This window comes from Parahaliea mediterranea (assembly GCF_003402235.1).
GTDB classification, from domain to species: domain Bacteria; phylum Pseudomonadota; class Gammaproteobacteria; order Pseudomonadales; family Halieaceae; genus Parahaliea; species Parahaliea mediterranea.
In genome coordinates, this window is the sequence record NZ_QEWO01000005.1 from 292,052 (window position 1) to 308,454 (window position 16,403).

The window sequence follows — 16,403 nt, forward strand, 5'->3', positions numbered from 1 at the left end:
TGGGGAAGAAAGCCGTGATGGAAGCAAGCACAAGGTCAGCAAGCCGGTTGCGGGCATGGGTGGCGACCCTGTTCGTTGTCGGCTTTGCCCAGGTCGCCCAGGCGGCCCCAACGGTTACCGACATTGAATTCAGCTCGCGCCCCGGCAGCATGTTCGAGGTGCGCCTGGGCTTTGACGGCGTGCCCCCGGAGATGGAGGCCTACACCATCGAAAAACCGGCGCGCATCGCCATTGATTTCCCCGGCACCAAAAGCGCCCTGGAGCGCAAGCGCTATTCACTGAATTACGGCAATGCCACCGGCGTGGTGGTGCTGGAGTCCGGCGACCGCACCCGCATGGTGGTCAACCTGGTCACGCTGGTGCCCTATGCCACCCGGGTTGAAGGCAACAACCTCTACCTGGTGGTGGGTGAGGACGGCGGCGAGGAGTACGTCAAGCAGGCCACCGACCCCACACGCCTGCCGAGCCAGGTGGAGCCTGTGGCCAAGGTGGAATCCGAGATTACCGACCTGCAGTTCCGGCGCACCGAGGACGGCGAGGGCCGCCTGACCCTGCAACTCAGCGACCCCAGTGTCGACGTGAACGTATTCAGCGAGGGCGGCGACGTAAAAGTGCAGTTTCTGGACACCAACGTGCCCGAGCGACTGGTGCGCCGCTACGATGTGACCGACTTTGCCACGCCAGTGCAGCGGGTGGACGTCAACACCACCGCCCGGGGCGCCGAGCTGCTGCTGAAGACCTCGGTGGACTCCGACTACCTGGCCTACCAGACCGACAACCAGTATGTGATCAGCGTCAAGCAGCTCAGCAAGAAAGAGCTGGAAGAGCGCCGCGATGAATTCAACTATGTGGGCGAGCGCATCTCCCTGAATTTCCAGGACATTGAAGTGCGCGCGGTGCTGCAGCTGATCGCCGACTTCACCGAGCTGAACCTGGTGGCCAGCGACACCGTCAGCGGCCGCATCACCCTGCGCCTGCAGAACGTGCCCTGGGACCAGGCGCTGGAGCTGGTACTGAAAACCAAGGGCCTGGACAAGCGCCAGGTGGGCAATGTGCTGATGGTGGCGCCGGCGGCGGAGATTGCCGAGCGCGAGCGCCAGGAAATTGAAGCCAACAAGCAGATTGCCGAGCTGGCGCCCCTGCAGAGCGAATTCATCCGCATCCGTTACGCCAGTGCCGCCGAGGTGGTGAAACTGTTCCAGGCGGGTGCCGAGGAGGGCGGGCAGCTGATCTCCGAGCGCGGCTCGGTGGTGGTGGACCCGCGCACCAACTCACTGATCATTACCGAGACGGCCGCCAAACTGGCGGACATGCGCAACCTCATTGAACTGGTGGACATCCCGATCCGCCAGGTGATGATCGAGTCCCGCATTGTGATCGCCCAGTCCGACCTGGAGGAAGAGCTTGGCATCGAGTGGGGTGGCGCCTACCTGGACCCGGATCACAACGGCAACATCATTTCCATCTCCGGTGATGCCCAGAACACCTTCGACCTGAATAATTCCGTGATCAATGGCACCCAGCCGGCGCCGTCCTTCCCCGGCGCGCTGGCGGTCGATTTGGGGGTGGCCACCCCCACCGGCAGCTTTGCCGTGGGCTTCACCAGCGACGACCTGTTCCTGACCGCGGAGCTGAGCGCACTGGAGTCCGCTGGCAAGGGCGAGGTGGTGTCGCAGCCCAAGGTCATCACCGGCGACAAGCAGCAGGCGACCATCAAGTCGGGCACCGAGATTCCCTACCAGGAATCCGCCGGCCAGTCCGGCGCCACCTCGGTGTCCTTCAAGGAGGCGGTGCTGAAGCTGGACGTGACGCCCAACATCACCCCGGATGATCGCATCCTGCTGGATCTGGTGATCAACCAGGATTCAGTGGGCGACCTGGTGCCCAGCGGCCAGGGCGGCGGCCTGATTCCCTCGATCGACACCACCGAGCTGACCACCCAGGTGCTGGTGGGCAACGGTGAAACCGTGGTATTGGGGGGCGTATTCAGAACCGAGGATTTGGAGTCGGTGACCAAGGTGCCCTTCTTTGGCGATTTGCCCTATGTGGGCGCCCTGTTCCGCAACACGTCTACCTCCAAGACCAAAACCGAAACCCTTATTTTCATCACCCCGCGGATTCTGGCAGATACCCTGCTTGACTGATGCGGAGCGCGACACGGTTGTAATGTCAGTTCTTCAGCGCGTATTTCTGGTCGGCCCCATGGGGGCCGGCAAATCCACCATCGGCAAGTACCTTGCCCAGCACCTCAAGCTGGGCTTTGCCGATACCGACACGGAAATCGAGGCCCGCACCGGTGCCGACATTCCCTGGATCTTCGATGTCGAAGGCGAGGAGGGCTTTCGCGACCGCGAGCAGCAGGTCGTGGAGGAAATGACCCTCTGGGACAACATTGTGCTGGCCACCGGCGGCGGCGTGGTGCAGCGGGCGGAAAACCGCAGCGCCCTGGGGTCCCGGGGGTTTGTGATCTACCTGCACGCCACCATCGAGGAGCAGGTGCGCCGCACCCGCAAGGACCGCCGCCGCCCGCTGCTGCAAAAAGGCGACCCCGAGGCCGTGCTGCGCCAGCTGATGGCGGTGCGCGACCCCCTGTACCGGGAAATCGCCGACCACGTCATCGACACCGACGGCTGCAGCCCCCGCACCGTGGCCCAGCGCCTGGTGCGCGACCTGCAGTAGCGCGATCTGCAGTAGCAGGACGTGAAGTGGATAGGCCCGCGCCGCGCTGTGCCCGTGCGCTGACCCTGTGCAGACAAGCCCAGCCCCCGGCGCTATGATGTGCGCCCCCTGAACATCGCTGGAGCACGCCGTGATTGCCCACACCCTGCATGTCGACCTGGGAGAGCGCAGCTACCCTATCTACATCGGGCGCGACCTCTTTGCCCGCCCCGAGCTGTTGCAACGGCACATTGCCGGCCGGCAGGTTGTGCTGGTGACCAACGACACGGTGGCGCCGCTGTATTCGGCCCGCCTGCTGGCGGCGTTGCAAGGCTACTCCCGTGTCACCGAGGTGGTGCTGCCGGACGGTGAGCAGCACAAGACGCTGTCGACCCTGAACCACATCTTCGACCGCCTGCTGGAAGAGGGGCACAACCGCACCACCACGCTGATTGCACTGGGCGGTGGCGTGGTGGGCGATATGACCGGCTTTGCCGCCGCCAGCTACCAGCGCGGCGTGGATTTTATCCAGGTGCCGACGACACTGCTGTCGCAGGTGGATTCCTCCGTGGGCGGCAAAACCGGCGTCAACCATCCCCTGGGCAAGAACATGATCGGGGCCTTCTACCAGCCCCGGGCGGTGCTGATCGACACCGACACCCTGCACACCCTGCCACCGCGCGAGCTGGCCGCCGGGCTGGCGGAAGTGTTGAAGTACGGGCTGATCTGCGACCGCGCCTTTTACGACTGGCTGAAGAGCAACATGGCCCGCCTGCTGGCGCGCGAAGAAGCGGCCCTGGCCGAGGCCATCGAGCGCAGCTGCGCCGCCAAGGCGGCGGTGGTGGCCGCGGACGAGCGCGAGGGCGGGCTGCGGGCCATCCTCAACCTCGGCCACACCTTTGGCCACGCCATTGAGACCCACCAGGGCTACGGCCAGTGGCTGCACGGCGAGGCGGTGGCCGCTGGCATGATGCTTGCTGCCCGACTCTCTGCCCTGCGCGGCTGGATCAGCGCGGCGCAAGTGGATGAGCTGGTGGCCCTGCAGCGCAGCATGAATCTGCCGGTGGCGCCGCCGGCCGCGATGTCCCTCGATGACTTTCGGCGCCTGATGGCGCGCGACAAGAAGGTACTGGATGGCCGTTTGCGCCTGGTGCTGCTGCGGGAAATCGGCGCCGCCGCGGTGGTGGATGATGTCACCGATGGCGAGCTGGCAAGCCTGCTGGAAGGGGCCAGATAGTTACCCCAGCAACGTTTGTTCGCCTATGGGCATCTGTGTAAAATAGCTCCCCCTTTTCGCCCCAGCACTGCGAAATCCTGGGGTACTGCCGTATAACTGTCTGTTTTTACTACTTATTTTGGACTGACTATGAGCGCAGGCCTGTATAGACCTGAGGAATTCCGCGACAACTGCGGATTCGGACTGATCGCCCATACCTCGGGGGATGCGAGTCATCGCCTGTTGCAGACGGCGATTGAGTCCCTGACCTGCATGACCCACCGCGGTGGTATCGCCGCCGATGGCAAGACAGGTGATGGTTGTGGCCTGCTGATGCAGATGCCGGTGCCGTTCATGCGCACCCTGTCGCAGGCGTCCTTCGGGGTGGTGCCGGGCGATCATTTCGCTGTTGGCCAGATCTTCCTCAGCACCAATGCAGAGCGCGCCGCCGCCGCGCGCGCCGCCATGGAGCAGGCCGTTACCGACCAGGGGCTGGTTGTGATCGGCTGGCGCGTGGTGCCCACCGACAGCAGCGTGTGCGGCGAAATTGCCCTGTCCACCCTGCCGGTGATCGAGCAGATATTCATCGATGCCCCGGGGCTGTCCGACGACGAGCTGTCCACCCGCCTGTTCGTGGCCCGGCGCAAGGCGGAGATCGCCACCGCCGACGATCCCGAGTTCTATATCTGCAGCCTGTCTGGCCGGGTCATTGCCTACAAGGGCCTGGTGATGCCGGTGGATTTGCCGCGCTTCTACCACGACCTGGACGACGAGCGCCTGGAAACCGCCATCTGTGTGTTCCACCAGCGCTTTTCCACCAACACCAGCCCGAAGTGGCCGCTGGCCCAGCCCTTCCGCCTGCTGGCGCACAACGGCGAGATCAACACCATCGAGGGCAACCGCAACTGGGCCGATGCCCGCGCGGCCCTGTTCGAAACCGAAAAGCTGCCCAACATCGGCGACATCGCCCCGCTGGTCAACCGCACCGGCTCCGACTCCTCCAGCCTCGACAACATGCTGGACGCCCTGCTCACCGGTGGCGTGGATATGGCCCGCGCCCTGCGCATGCTGATTCCGCCGGCCTGGCAGAACATCGAGTCGATGGACCCGGATCTCAAGGCCTTCTACGAATACCACTCCATGCACATGGAGCCCTGGGACGGCCCCGCCGGCATCGTGCTCACCGATGGCCGCTACGCGGTGTGCCTGCTGGATCGCAACGGCCTGCGCCCAGCGCGCTGGGTGAAGACCACCGACGGCTTTATTACCCTGGCCTCGGAAGTGGGCACCCACGACTACAAGGCCGAGGACGTGCTGGCCAAGGGCCGTGTGGGCCCCGGCCAGATCCTGATGGTGGACACCCACACCGGCGAGTTGCTGCAGTCCGAGGAAATCGACAACCGCCTCAAAAACCGCTTCCCCTACAAGAAGTGGCTGAAGGAGCACTCCTACCGCATCGAAGGCACCTTCGGCGGCGAGCTGACCCCCGGCATCGAGCTGGAGAAGCTCGACAGCTACATGAAGATGTTCCAGGTCACCTTCGAGGAGCGCGACCAGGTGCTGCGCCCGCTGGCGGAGTCCGGCAACGAGGCGGTGGGCTCCATGGGGGACGATACGCCGATGGCGGTGCTGTCCCAGCAGCAGCGCTCCCTGTACGACTACTTCCGGCAGAAGTTTGCCCAGGTGACCAACCCGCCGATCGACCCCCTGCGGGAGACGATCGTGATGTCGCTGGAGACCGACCTCGGCTCCGAGAAAAACGTCTTCCACGAGGGGCCGGAGCACGCCGACCGCATCATCCTGTCCTCGCCGGTGCTGTCCCAGGGCAAGTTCAACACCCTGCTGCAGCTGGATCGGCCGGGGTTTGCCGTGGCCGACATCGACGCCACCTACAACCCGGCGGAAATCTCGCTGGAGCAGGCGGTGGCAGACCTCAACGCCGCCGCCGAACAGGCGGTGCGCGATGGCAAGACGGTGCTGATCCTGTCGGATCGCAACATCGCTCCGGAGCGCCTGCCCATCCACAGCCTGATGGCCACCGGCGCGGTGCACCACTGGCTGATTGAAAAGGGCCTGCGCTGCGATGCCAACCTGATCATCGAGACCGCCAGCGCCCGCGACTCCCACCAGATTGCCTGCCTGCTGGGCTTTGGCGCCACGGCGGTGTACCCCTACATGGCCTACACCGTGTTGGAGGACCTGATCCGCGACGGCGAGCTGCTGGGTGAGCCCAGTGCCTGCTTCAAGAATTACCGCAAGGGCGTCAACAAGGGCCTGCTGAAGATCATGTCCAAAATGGGCATCTCCGCCGTGGCGTCCTATCGCGGCGCCCAGTTGTTCGAGGCGGTGGGCCTGGCCAGCGAAGTGGTGGACGTTGCCTTCCGCGGCGTGGCCTCGCGCATCCAGGGTGCCGGTTTTGCCGAGCTGGAAGACGACCAGAAGTGGCTGGCCAGCCTGGCCTGGAATAAGCGCAAGCCCATCCAGCAGGGCGGCCTGCTCAAGTATGTACACGGCCAGGAATACCACGCCTTCAACCCGGACGTGGTGATGACCCTGCAGCAGGCGGTGGCCAGTGGCGACTACGCCACCTACCAGCGCTACGCTGCGCTGGTGAACGAGCGCCCTGTGGCCACCATTCGCGACCTGCTGAAGCCGGTAGAGGCCGCCCAGGCCCTGCCGCTGGATGCGGTGGAGCCGGTGGAGAGCATCCTGCCGCGCTTTGATTCCGCCGGCATGTCGCTGGGCGCCCTTAGCCCCGAGGCGCACGAGGCATTGGCCGCGGCCATGAACCGCATCGGCGCGCGCTCCAATTCCGGCGAGGGCGGCGAAGACCCGGCCCGCTACGGCACCGAGCGGGTGTCGAAGATCAAGCAGATCGCCTCCGGCCGCTTCGGCGTCACGCCGCATTACCTGGTGAACGCCGAAGTGCTGCAGATCAAGGTGGCCCAGGGCGCCAAGCCCGGCGAGGGCGGCCAGCTGCCCGGCGGCAAGGTCAACGGCCTGATTGCCCGCCTGCGCTATTCGGTGCCGGGCGTCACCCTGATTTCGCCGCCGCCCCACCACGATATCTACTCCATCGAGGATCTGGCCCAGCTGATCTTTGACCTCAAGCAGGTCAACCCCCAGGCGCTGGTCTCGGTGAAGCTGGTGTCCGAGCCCGGCGTGGGCACCATCGCCGCGGGCGTGGCCAAGGCCTATGCCGACCTGATTACCATTTCCGGCTACGACGGCGGCACCGCGGCCAGCCCGCTAACCTCCATCCGCTATGCCGGTTCCCCCTGGGAGCTGGGGCTGGCGGAAGTGCAGCAGACCCTGCGCGGCAACCACCTGCGCGGCAATATCCGCCTGCAGACCGACGGCGGCCTCAAGACCGGCCTGGATGTGATCAAGGCGGCCATCCTGGGCGCCGAGAGCTTCGGTTTTGGCACCACGCCAATGGTGGCCCTGGGCTGCAAATACCTACGCATCTGCCACCTGAACAACTGCGCCACCGGCGTGGCCACCCAGAACGAAAAACTGCGCGACGAGCACTTCCAGGGCACCGTGGACATGGTGGTGAACTTCTTCACCTTCATCGCCACCGAGACCCGTGAGTGGCTGGCCAGGCTCGGCGTTGCTTCCCTTCAAGAGCTGATCGGGCGCACTGATCTGCTGGAGCGCCTGCCTGGCAGCACCGCCAAGCACGCCCGGCTGGACCTCGGCCCCATCCTGTACAAGGACCCGGCCGCGGCGGATCAGCCGGAATTCTGCCAGGTGGCTTCCAACGATCCCTTCGATCGCGGCGAGAAAGCGGAGCAGATGGTGGCGGCGGCCCTGCCGGCCATCGAGGCCCGCAGCGGCGGCGAATTTGCCTTCAAGGTAACCAACTGCGACCGCTCCATTGGCGCCCGTCTGTCCGGTGAAATTGCCAGGCGCTATGGCAACATCGACATGGAAGATGCGCCTGTTGTGCTGCGCCTGACCGGCACCGCCGGCCAGAGCTTTGGCGTGTGGAACGCCGGCGGCCTGCACATGTATCTCGAAGGGGACTCCAACGACTACGTGGGCAAGGGCATGGCCGGCGGCAAGCTGGTGGTGTATCCGCCCAAGGCGGTCCAGTTCAAATCCCGCGAATCGGTGATCATCGGCAACACCTGCCTGTACGGCGCCACCGGCGGCAAGCTGTTTGCCGCGGGCATTGCCGGCGAGCGCTTTGCGGTGCGCAACTCCGGCGCCCACGCGGTGGTGGAAGGCGCCGGTGATCACTGCTGCGAATACATGACCGGCGGTAACATCACCGTGCTCGGTTCCACCGGCGTCAACTTTGGCGCCGGCATGACCGGCGGTTTCGCCTACGTGCTGGACCTGGATCGTAGCTTCATCGACAAGTACAACAGCGAACTGGTGGAAATCCACCGCGTCAATGCGGAGCACATGGAAGCCTACCGCTACCACCTGCGCAGCAACATCCAGGAGTTCACCGAGGAAACCGGGTCCGAATGGGGCGCCGAGCTGCTGGAGAACTTCGAGGACTACGTCGGCAAATTCTGGCTGGTGAAGCCGAAGGCCGCCGACCTCGACCGCCTGCTGTCGCGCCTGCGCAATACGGATTAAGTTATGACTGAGCGTTTATCCAACCACTTCCAGTTTATTGATGTCGGCCGCAACGACCCCGACAAAAAGCCGCTGGATGCGCGCAAGACGGAATACGTCGAAATCTACGAGCCCTTCTCCAGCGAGCAGGTGGCAGAGCAGTCCCACCGCTGCCTGGAGTGTGGCAACCCCTACTGCGAATGGAAGTGCCCGGTGCACAACTTCATTCCCAACTGGCTCAAGCTGGTGGCCGAGGGCAACCTGTTCGAGGCGGCCGAGCTGAGCCACCAGACCAACACCCTGCCGGAAGTCTGCGGCCGGGTGTGCCCCCAGGACCGGCTGTGCGAGGGCGCCTGCACGCTGAACGATGGCTTCGGCGCGGTGACCATCGGCTCGTCCGAGAAGTACATCACCGATACCGCCCTGGCCATGGGCTGGCGCCCGGATCTGTCCGATGTGGTGCCCACCGGCAAAAAGGTCGCCATTATCGGTGCCGGCCCCGCGGGCCTTGGCTGTGCCGACGTGCTGACCCGCGCCGGCGTCAAGGCCGTGGTCTACGACCGCTACCCGGAAATTGGCGGCCTGCTCACCTTCGGCATTCCCGAATTCAAGCTGGAAAAAAGCGTCATGGTGCGCCGCCGGGAAGTGTTCGAGGGCATGGGGATCGAATTCCGCCTCAACACCGAGGTGGGCAGCGATGTCACCATGGATGAACTGATGGCCGAGTACGATGCCGTCTTTCTGGGCATGGGCACCTACACCTACATGCGCGGCGGCTTCCCCGGCGAAAACCTGCCCGGCGTTTACGAGGCACTGCCCTACCTGATTGGCAACGTGAACAACAACCTTGGCTTTGAGCAGGACCCAGAGGCTTATGTCAATCTCAAGGGCAAGCGCGTGGTAGTGCTCGGCGGTGGTGATACCGCCATGGACTGCGTGCGCACCGCCGTGCGCCAGCAGGCCGAACACGTCATCTGCGCCTACCGCCGTGACGAGGCAAACATGCCCGGCTCCGTGCGCGAAGTGAAAAACGCCCGCGAGGAAGGGGTCGAGTTCCTGTTCAACCGCCAGCCGATTGAAGTGGTTGAGTACTTCGGCCAGGCCTGCGGGGTGAAGATGGTCCAAACCCAGCTCGGCGAGCCCGACGAGGGCGGCCGTCGCCGGCCCGAGCCGATTCCCGGTTCCGAGCAGGTGTTGGAGGCCGACGCGGTCATTATCGCCTTTGGCTTCCAGCCGAGCCCGCCCGAGTGGCTGGGAGACGCCGGCGTTGAGCTGAACGACTGGCGCGGTGTGGTGGCGCCGGAGCAGCAGCGCTACGCCTTCCAGACCACCAACCCCAAGGTGTTTGCCGGCGGCGACATGGTGCGCGGCTCGGATCTGGTGGTAACAGCGATCTGGGAGGGCCGGCAGGCGGCTGAGGGGATTCTGGACTACCTGGAAGTCTGATTCCTGCGTCCACTTTTACGCTCGTATTTGGGGAGGCCGTCCCCGGCGTCCATGCCTCATACGGTCTCTCCAGCCCCCTCCGCACACAGGTGCCTCTTTTGAGCGGCCATGAAGATTATTTCTTCGGCAGACCATTAGAGCAATGGAATAGGTCTTATCTGTCTGCTGCCTTCTCGATCCAGGCAGCCTCTGCGCTTTCTCCTCCCGAATTGCGTACAATTGCGCCAATCTTGAATTACGCCCCTATGCAGGCGTGGTGCTCGGGGGCTGCAAAAGCGACCGTGCGAGACATGGATGTCGAGCACGAGCGTACATGGACGTATTCACAGCGTGTCGCGTTGCGGCCCCCGAGCGCTGCGCCGGGCTACGAAGCGCCACTTTCGGCCTGGCCTGAAAAAGGCCAATAACCAGACTGGATACCCCCGTGACCGAACTGAAAAACGACCGTTTCCTCCGCGCCCTGATGCGCCAGCCCGTCGACCGCACGCCCATCTGGATGATGCGCCAGGCCGGTCGCTACCTGCCCGAGTACCGCGCCACCCGCGCCGAGGCCGGCTCCTTCCTTGACCTGTGCAAAAACGCCGAGCTCGCCTGCGAAGTGACCCTGCAGCCCCTGCGCCGCTACCCCATGGATGCCGCCATCCTGTTTTCCGACATCCTCACCGTGCCCGACGCCCTCGGCCTTGGCCTGTACTTCGAAGAGGGCGAAGGCCCGCGTTTTCGCAAAACCGTGCGCAGCCAGGCGGATCTGGCGGGGCTGAACGACATCAAGGCGGCGGACGACCTGGCCTATGTCATGAACGCCGTGAGCACCATTCGCCGGGAGCTGAACGGCAGCGTGCCGCTGATCGGTTTTTCCGGCAGCCCCTGGACCCTGGCGACCTACATGGTGGAGGGTGGCTCATCCAAGGATTTCCGCCGCATCAAGGCCATGGCCTACGACCAGCCGCAGCTGATGCACAAGCTGCTGTCGCTGCTGGCGGATGCGGTGGCGGATTACCTCGGCGAACAGGTCAAGGCCGGCGCCCAGGCCCTGCAGATTTTCGATACCTGGGGCGGCAGCCTGAGCGCGGCGGGTTACAAGGAATTCTCCCTCAAGTACATGCAGCGCATTATCGCGCGGCTGCCCAATGAGCATGAGGGCCGGCCGGTGCCGGTGATTGTGTTTACCAAGGGCGGCGGCCAGTGGCTGCCGGCCATTGCCGGTTGCGGCGCCCAGGCGGTTGGCATTGACTGGACCACCGATATTGCCACGGCCCGCGGGCAGGTGGGCGACCGGGTGGCCCTGCAGGGCAACATGGACCCGGCCATGCTCTATGCCTCACCGGCGCGGATTCGCGAGGAGGTGGCAGGCATTCTGGCAGGCTTCGGCCACGGCCCGGGCCATGTATTCAACCTCGGCCACGGCATTACCCCCGAGGTAAACCCCGATCACGTCACCGCCTTTGTGGAGGCGGTTCAGGAGCTTTCGCCCCAGTACCACCAGAACTGAGAGCGATTGGGGGCAGGGCTCGCCGTGCTTATTCCGCCTTCAGGGTTTGCACGCCGGATGCGGTGCCCAGCAGCAGCACATCGGCTGGGCGCAAGGCGAACAGGCCGTTGGTCACCACGCCGGTGATGCCGTTGATTTTTGCCTCGGTGCCCAGCGGCTGGGCGATGGGGAAGTTGTGCACATCAAGAATGATATTGCCGTTGTCGGTGATAAAACCCTCACGGTACACCGGGTCGCCGCCCAGTTTGACCAGCTCCCGCGCGACATGGCCGCGGGCCATGGGGATCACTTCCACCGGCAGTGGGAAGTCACCGAGGGTGTGCACCAGCTTGCTGTCATCGGCAATGCAGATGAACTCCTGCGCCACCGCCGCCACAATCTTCTCCCGGGTCAGCGCGCCGCCGCCGCCCTTGATCAGTTGCAGGGCGCGGTTGCTCTCGTCGGCGCCGTCGATATAGAAGTCCACCCGGTCCACCGCGTTCAGGTCGTACACCGGAATGCCGTGGCTGCGCAGGCGCTCGGCGGAGGCCTCGGAACTGGACACCGTGGCGCCAATGCGCCCCTTGATGGCGGCCAGTGCGTCGATGAACAGGTTGGCGGTGGAGCCGGTGCCGATGCCCAGCACGGTGTCGTCGTCCAGTCGCGGCTCAATGTAGGCGAGTGCGGCCTCGGCCACGGCCTGCTTTAGTTCGTCCTGGGTCATTGCGGCTCTCCTGCGGATGGGTGCGGTGGCTGGGCCCGACGGGCGTGGCGCCCATTATAGGAAAGCCGGGTGAGTGAAGCACCAAAATTACCGAAAGCGCCGGGGCCAGGGCTGAAAAAACCGCCGGGGCTAGGGCTGAAAAAAACGCCGGCCTCCATTACCATGCCCTGTTCCCTTTCCCACAGTGCCTGAATCGCCATGCCCCAGAGCTACATAAAACGCATACTCGACGCCCGTGTTTACGATGTGGCGCGGGAGACGCCGGTGCAGGACGCGGGCTTGATGTCGGCGCGCCTTGGCAATCGTGTGTGGCTCAAGCGCGAAGATTTGCAGCCGGTGTTCTCCTTCAAGCTGCGCGGCGCCTACAACAAAATGCACCAGCTCAGCGAGCAGGAGCGCGCGCGGGGGGTGGTGGCGGCATCCGCCGGCAACCACGCCCAGGGCCTGGCCATGGCCGCCCAGCGCATGGCGGTAAAGGCCACTATCGTCATGCCCCGCACCACGCCGCTGATCAAGGTGGATGCGGTGCGCAACTGGGGCGCCAAGGTGGTGTTGCACGGGGACTCCTTTGAAGAGGCCGCCGCCAGGGCCCAGGAACTGGTGGACAGCAAGGGCCTGGTTTACGTGCACCCTTTCGACGACCCCGATGTGATTGCCGGTCAGGGTACAGTTGGCATGGAAATCGTGCGCCAGCGGCAGGAGCCGCTGCACGCGATTTTTGTGCCGGTGGGTGGCGGCGGCCTGCTGGCCGGTGTTGCCGCCTACATCCGCTATGTCTGGCCCGATACCCGCATCATCGGCGTAGAGCCGGAAGATGCCGCCTGCCTCAAGCTGGCGCTGGAGCGCGGCCGCCGCGACCGCCTGCCTGAAGTGGGGCTGTTCGCCGAGGGCTGCGCCGTGGCGCAGATCGGCAAGGAAACCTTCCGGGTGATTCGCGACACCGTGGACGAAGTCATCACCGCCACCACGGATGAAATGTGCGCGGCCATCAAGGACATCTTCGAGGACACCCGCAGCATTGCCGAGCCCGCCGGGGCACTGGCCCTGGCCGGCATGAAGAAGTATGTGGAGCGCAGCGGCGTGGCGGGGCAGGATCTGCTGGCCATTGTCAGCGGCGCCAACACCAACTTCGACCGCCTGCGCTACATTTCCGAGCGCACCGAAATCGGTGAGCAGCGCGAGGCGGTCATCAGCGTCACCATCCCCGAGCGCAAGGGCAGCTTCCGGGCGTTTTGCAGTGCCCTGGGGCGGCGCAACATCACCGAATTCAACTACCGCTACGCCGGGCCGGACCGGGCCCTGGTGTTCGTGGGCCTCAGCATCACCCCCGGCCCCGACTTCCAGGAGCTGCTGGCCGAGCTGCGCGCCGACGGCTACGAGTGCGAAGACCTCACCAGCAACGAGATGGCCAAGCTGCACATCCGCCACATGGTAGGCGGGCGCGCGCCGGCGGAGGTCGACAACGAAGTGGTCTACCGGGTGGAGTTTCCCGAGCGCCCCGGTGCGCTGCTCAGGTTCCTGTCTGGCCTTGGCCAGAACTGGAATATCTCCATGTTCCACTACCGCAACCACGGTGCCGCCTACGGCCGCATTCTGGTGGGCGTGCAGGTGCCGCGCAACGAGCGCGGGCAGTTTCGCCAGGTGCTCGACGAGGTGGGTTACCGCTACTGGGACGAGAGCGACAACGTGGCCTACCGGCTCTATCTCGGGCGCCCCGGCGCCTGATTGCCGCCCATCCGCCGGAAAATACGTAAAAAGTCGAATTAACCCAGTGTTTATGCGGGTTTCTGGCTTTTAATCCCGCGGGCGCTGGGCTAGACTCGCCACAGTTTGTGACAAATTGCCAAATAAACTGTGCGAGCCAGTGACCCGGTTCTCACCGTGCATAAAAAGGGCTTCACAAACAGCGGGGATAGCGCCCAGGGCGACGGAGAGCGCCAGGGTTCAGGTGTGAAGCGCGAAGTGAAAGCGCAAATTTGAGCGAGAGTACCAGAAAGTGAAACGTAGACCGGATTTTCTGCTGATCCTGATGGCGGCATTTGGCGTGGGTGTGCTGGTCACCCTCATGATGCCCATGGCGGCGAATGACACCGTGGCCGCGCCGGCATCTGAGCTGCAGGCGGGTGTGATCGTCGAAGACTGAGCCGGGCCGCCCTCGCGGGGCAGCGGTGTTCAGTCGCTGGGGCCGGTGCAGTGCACCAGGCCCTGTTCAGTCACCACGCAATCCAGTTTGATATCCCAGGGCTCAGCGGGTAGCCGGGCCACCTCCTGCACACTGTGGGCTAGCCCCACCAGCCAGCGCGGCCGGTGCGCCGCCAGGGTGCGGTCGTAATAACCGCCCCCCATTCCCAGCCGGTTGCCGGCGCGATCCCAGCCCACCAGCGGCAGCAGCATCAGGTCCAGTGCCGAAACCGGGCAGCGCGCCGCCGCTGCATCGGGCTCGGCGATGCCGTAGCGGTTATTCACCAGGGAGCCACCTGCTTCCCAGAGTGCAAATTGCAGTTGTTTGCCGGCCGCCAGGCGCGGCAGGTACAGGTGTTTGCCGCTGCGTCGGCACAGGTCGGCGATGGGCTGCGGGTCAAGTTCGCCATCGGTGGCCAGGTACAGGGCAATGTGCTGCAGGGCGGCCCAGTCCGGCAATTGCTGGATATGCTGCGCCGCGGCCTTGGCGGCGGCTCGCTGCCCGGTCGGGTCAAGGCGACGGCGGCGCTCTCGCAGCGCGCTGCGCAGGCTGGCCTTGGAGCTGGGTGAGCAGGTGGATCGTGTCATGGAAGGGGATGGATTCCCGGTATACCGCTGGCAGTGCTGCCCTTGAACCCGATGGTTCAAGGTGGTGGCTACCGAACCGCTTCAGGCTTTCCGGCTTGTACCGGACCTGCACAACAGCAGTCGCTGGCAGCCCCCGGTTGTACAAATATCGGCTCGAGGACTGTCTGCCTGGCGAATACACCAGGGATCCGCCGGCGATTATAGCGCAGTGAGCGGCGGGTTTCGCCCCGGCCAGTGGATATCAGCCAATTTCCAGCTGGCGCAGGTGGTAGAGCGCATCGTCAATCTTGCGATTGAGCTGGCTCACCTCGTTCGGGTCTGCGTCGGCGAGGCTGGTGCCGGGTTCGCCCTGCTCCGAGGCCTTGAGCAGTTCATAGCTGATATTGAGCGCCGCCATGACGGCGATGCGCTCCACGCCGATCACCTTGCCGGTGTCGCGGATGGCGCGCATCTGCTTGTCGAGGTAGCGGGCGGACACCAGCAACTCGGACTGCTGCTCTTGCGGGCAGGCGACCTGGTAGTCTTTGTCGAGGATGCGAACGGTGACAGTGTTGGGATGGCTCACGGTGCTACTCCATGGCCCGCAGGCGATCGATCATGGCTTCGACCTTGCCGCGTGCCAGTTCGTTCTTGTCGATCAGGTCTTTGCGCTCGGTTTCCCAGCGCGCGGCCTGGGCCTTGAGTGCCTGGTTTTCCTGGTTCAGATCCTGACACAGGCTGATCAACTGGTCGATCTTACTCTCCAGTGCCTTGAGCGGGTTGTCGGCCATGGCGTTATACTAGCGTGCGTTGCGGTGCCCTCACTATAGGCGGGCGCCACAATGAGGTCAACGCTCGCGCCCGTGGGGGCGTGAAATAAAACACTGATTTTTCAAAGGCCTGCCGGCGATTTCCAGTTTTAGCTGTAACTGGGTGGCGCCGCGGCCAACAGGCGGAACCCCCTATGTTCGACGACTTGCCCGGCGCGGGCCGGGTATTCGATTTTGACGAAATCGCCGACCACCTGGTAGAGCAGGGCGAACAGTGCTCGCCCTCGGAACTGCACGGCTGCCTGACCGGCCTGATGGCGGCCGGCGCCGTGGGCGAGCCCGCCGCCGGCCTCGCCGGCCTGAACCAGGCCCTTAACCTGGACCTGCACGGCGAGCTGGCCGAGTGCATGCTGGAGCTGTACAGCGTTACGCTGGCGGCCTTGCAGGACGAGGAATTTGACTTCCACCCCCTGCTGCCGGAAGACGACACCGACCTCGACCTGCGGGTGCTGGCGCTGGGCGCCTGGTGCCGGGGCTTTATGGCCGGCTACGCCCGGGCCACCGCCAGCGCCGGCAGCGGTGATGCCAGCCTGCCGGGTGACAGCGCGGAGATCCTGCGGGATATCGCCAACATCGCCCAGGCCGGTGTGGATGAAGATCTGCCGGAAGATGAATCCGAGGGCAATTACGCGGAGATCGTTGAATACCTGCGTTTTGCCGCACTGAATGTCTTCATGGACACCCAGGGACGCGCCGCCGCCAGTGATGCCGGCTCGCCGTCGCTGCACTGATGGGCGC

At 64.7% G+C, this 16,403-nt stretch carries 13 protein-coding genes and 1 other RNA gene; 9 read left to right on the forward strand and 5 right to left on the reverse strand.

Going from position 1 to position 16,403, the window contains the following annotated elements; genetic code table 11:
* Positions 1 to 17 precede the first annotated feature (17 nt).
* The 6 genes from DDZ17_RS16240 to hemE all read left to right on the forward strand — a co-directional run bounded on the left by DDZ17_RS16240 (position 18) and on the right by hemE (position 11,384).
* On the forward strand, positions 18 to 2,144 hold the full coding sequence (locus DDZ17_RS16240) for a type IV pilus secretin PilQ (protein WP_241505921.1): 2,127 nt from the start codon (positions 18 to 20) through the stop codon (positions 2,142 to 2,144).
* Between the two features lie 22 nt (positions 2,145 to 2,166).
* A complete protein-coding gene (gene aroK / locus DDZ17_RS16245; protein WP_116368254.1) occupies positions 2,167 to 2,679 on the forward strand; it encodes a shikimate kinase AroK in 513 nt (170 codons plus the stop codon).
* A gap of 130 nt (positions 2,680 to 2,809) precedes the next feature.
* Positions 2,810 to 3,895 (forward strand): 3-dehydroquinate synthase, encoded by a 1,086-nt coding sequence (aroB, locus tag DDZ17_RS16250; protein ID WP_206613569.1) that lies wholly within the window; start codon positions 2,810 to 2,812, stop codon positions 3,893 to 3,895.
* Between the two features lie 129 nt (positions 3,896 to 4,024).
* Positions 4,025 to 8,467 carry a glutamate synthase large subunit gene (gene gltB / locus DDZ17_RS16255; RefSeq protein ID WP_116368016.1) on the forward strand — a complete coding sequence of 1,481 codons (4,443 nt, stop codon included), beginning with the start codon at positions 4,025 to 4,027 and terminating at the stop codon, positions 8,465 to 8,467.
* 3 nt (positions 8,468 to 8,470) lie between these two features.
* Positions 8,471 to 9,892 carry an FAD-dependent oxidoreductase gene (locus tag DDZ17_RS16260; protein ID WP_116368017.1) on the forward strand — a complete coding sequence of 474 codons (1,422 nt, stop codon included), beginning with the start codon at positions 8,471 to 8,473 and terminating at the stop codon, positions 9,890 to 9,892.
* Positions 9,893 to 10,316: 424 nt separating this feature from the next.
* Positions 10,317 to 11,384, forward strand: coding sequence for a uroporphyrinogen decarboxylase (gene hemE / locus DDZ17_RS16265; RefSeq protein ID WP_116368018.1), 1,068 nt, complete (start codon positions 10,317 to 10,319; stop codon positions 11,382 to 11,384).
* A 28-nt stretch (positions 11,385 to 11,412) separates the two neighbouring features.
* Here hemE and rpiA read toward each other — a convergent pair whose 3' ends face one another.
* Entirely contained in the window at positions 11,413 to 12,087 is a 675-nt protein-coding gene (rpiA, locus tag DDZ17_RS16270; protein WP_116368019.1) for a ribose-5-phosphate isomerase RpiA, read from the reverse strand.
* Positions 12,088 to 12,285: 198 nt separating this feature from the next.
* On the opposite strand from rpiA, the gene ilvA reads away from it, so the two are divergent.
* Both ilvA and DDZ17_RS22470 read left to right on the forward strand, forming a co-directional pair.
* Complete coding sequence (gene ilvA / locus DDZ17_RS16275; protein WP_116368020.1) at positions 12,286 to 13,812, forward strand: threonine ammonia-lyase, biosynthetic; 1,527 nt, start codon at positions 12,286 to 12,288, stop codon at positions 13,810 to 13,812.
* 271 nt (positions 13,813 to 14,083) lie between these two features.
* A complete protein-coding gene (locus DDZ17_RS22470; protein WP_157976687.1) occupies positions 14,084 to 14,230 on the forward strand; it encodes a hypothetical protein in 147 nt (48 codons plus the stop codon).
* A 29-nt stretch (positions 14,231 to 14,259) separates the two neighbouring features.
* Here the strand turns inward: DDZ17_RS22470 and DDZ17_RS16280 are convergent, their stop codons facing one another.
* The 4 genes from DDZ17_RS16280 to DDZ17_RS16295 all read right to left on the reverse strand — a co-directional run bounded on the left by DDZ17_RS16280 (position 14,260) and on the right by DDZ17_RS16295 (position 15,626).
* A complete protein-coding gene (locus tag DDZ17_RS16280) occupies positions 14,260 to 14,856 on the reverse strand; it encodes a 5-formyltetrahydrofolate cyclo-ligase (RefSeq protein ID WP_116368021.1) in 597 nt (198 codons plus the stop codon).
* 9 nt (positions 14,857 to 14,865) lie between these two features.
* Positions 14,866 to 15,046: non-coding RNA, 6S RNA (gene ssrS, locus DDZ17_RS16285), on the reverse strand.
* Between the two features lie 51 nt (positions 15,047 to 15,097).
* The gene (locus DDZ17_RS16290) at positions 15,098 to 15,421 is read right to left on the reverse strand and encodes a cell division protein ZapA (protein ID WP_116368022.1); all 324 of its coding nucleotides are present in this window, start codon (positions 15,419 to 15,421) and stop codon (positions 15,098 to 15,100) included.
* A gap of 4 nt (positions 15,422 to 15,425) precedes the next feature.
* The gene (locus DDZ17_RS16295; protein WP_116368023.1) at positions 15,426 to 15,626 is read right to left on the reverse strand and encodes a TIGR02449 family protein; all 201 of its coding nucleotides are present in this window, start codon (positions 15,624 to 15,626) and stop codon (positions 15,426 to 15,428) included.
* 173 nt (positions 15,627 to 15,799) lie between these two features.
* On the opposite strand from DDZ17_RS16295, the gene DDZ17_RS16300 reads away from it, so the two are divergent.
* Entirely contained in the window at positions 15,800 to 16,396 is a 597-nt protein-coding gene (locus tag DDZ17_RS16300) for a UPF0149 family protein (RefSeq protein ID WP_116368024.1), read from the forward strand.
* The last annotated feature ends 7 nt before the right edge of the window (positions 16,397 to 16,403 follow it).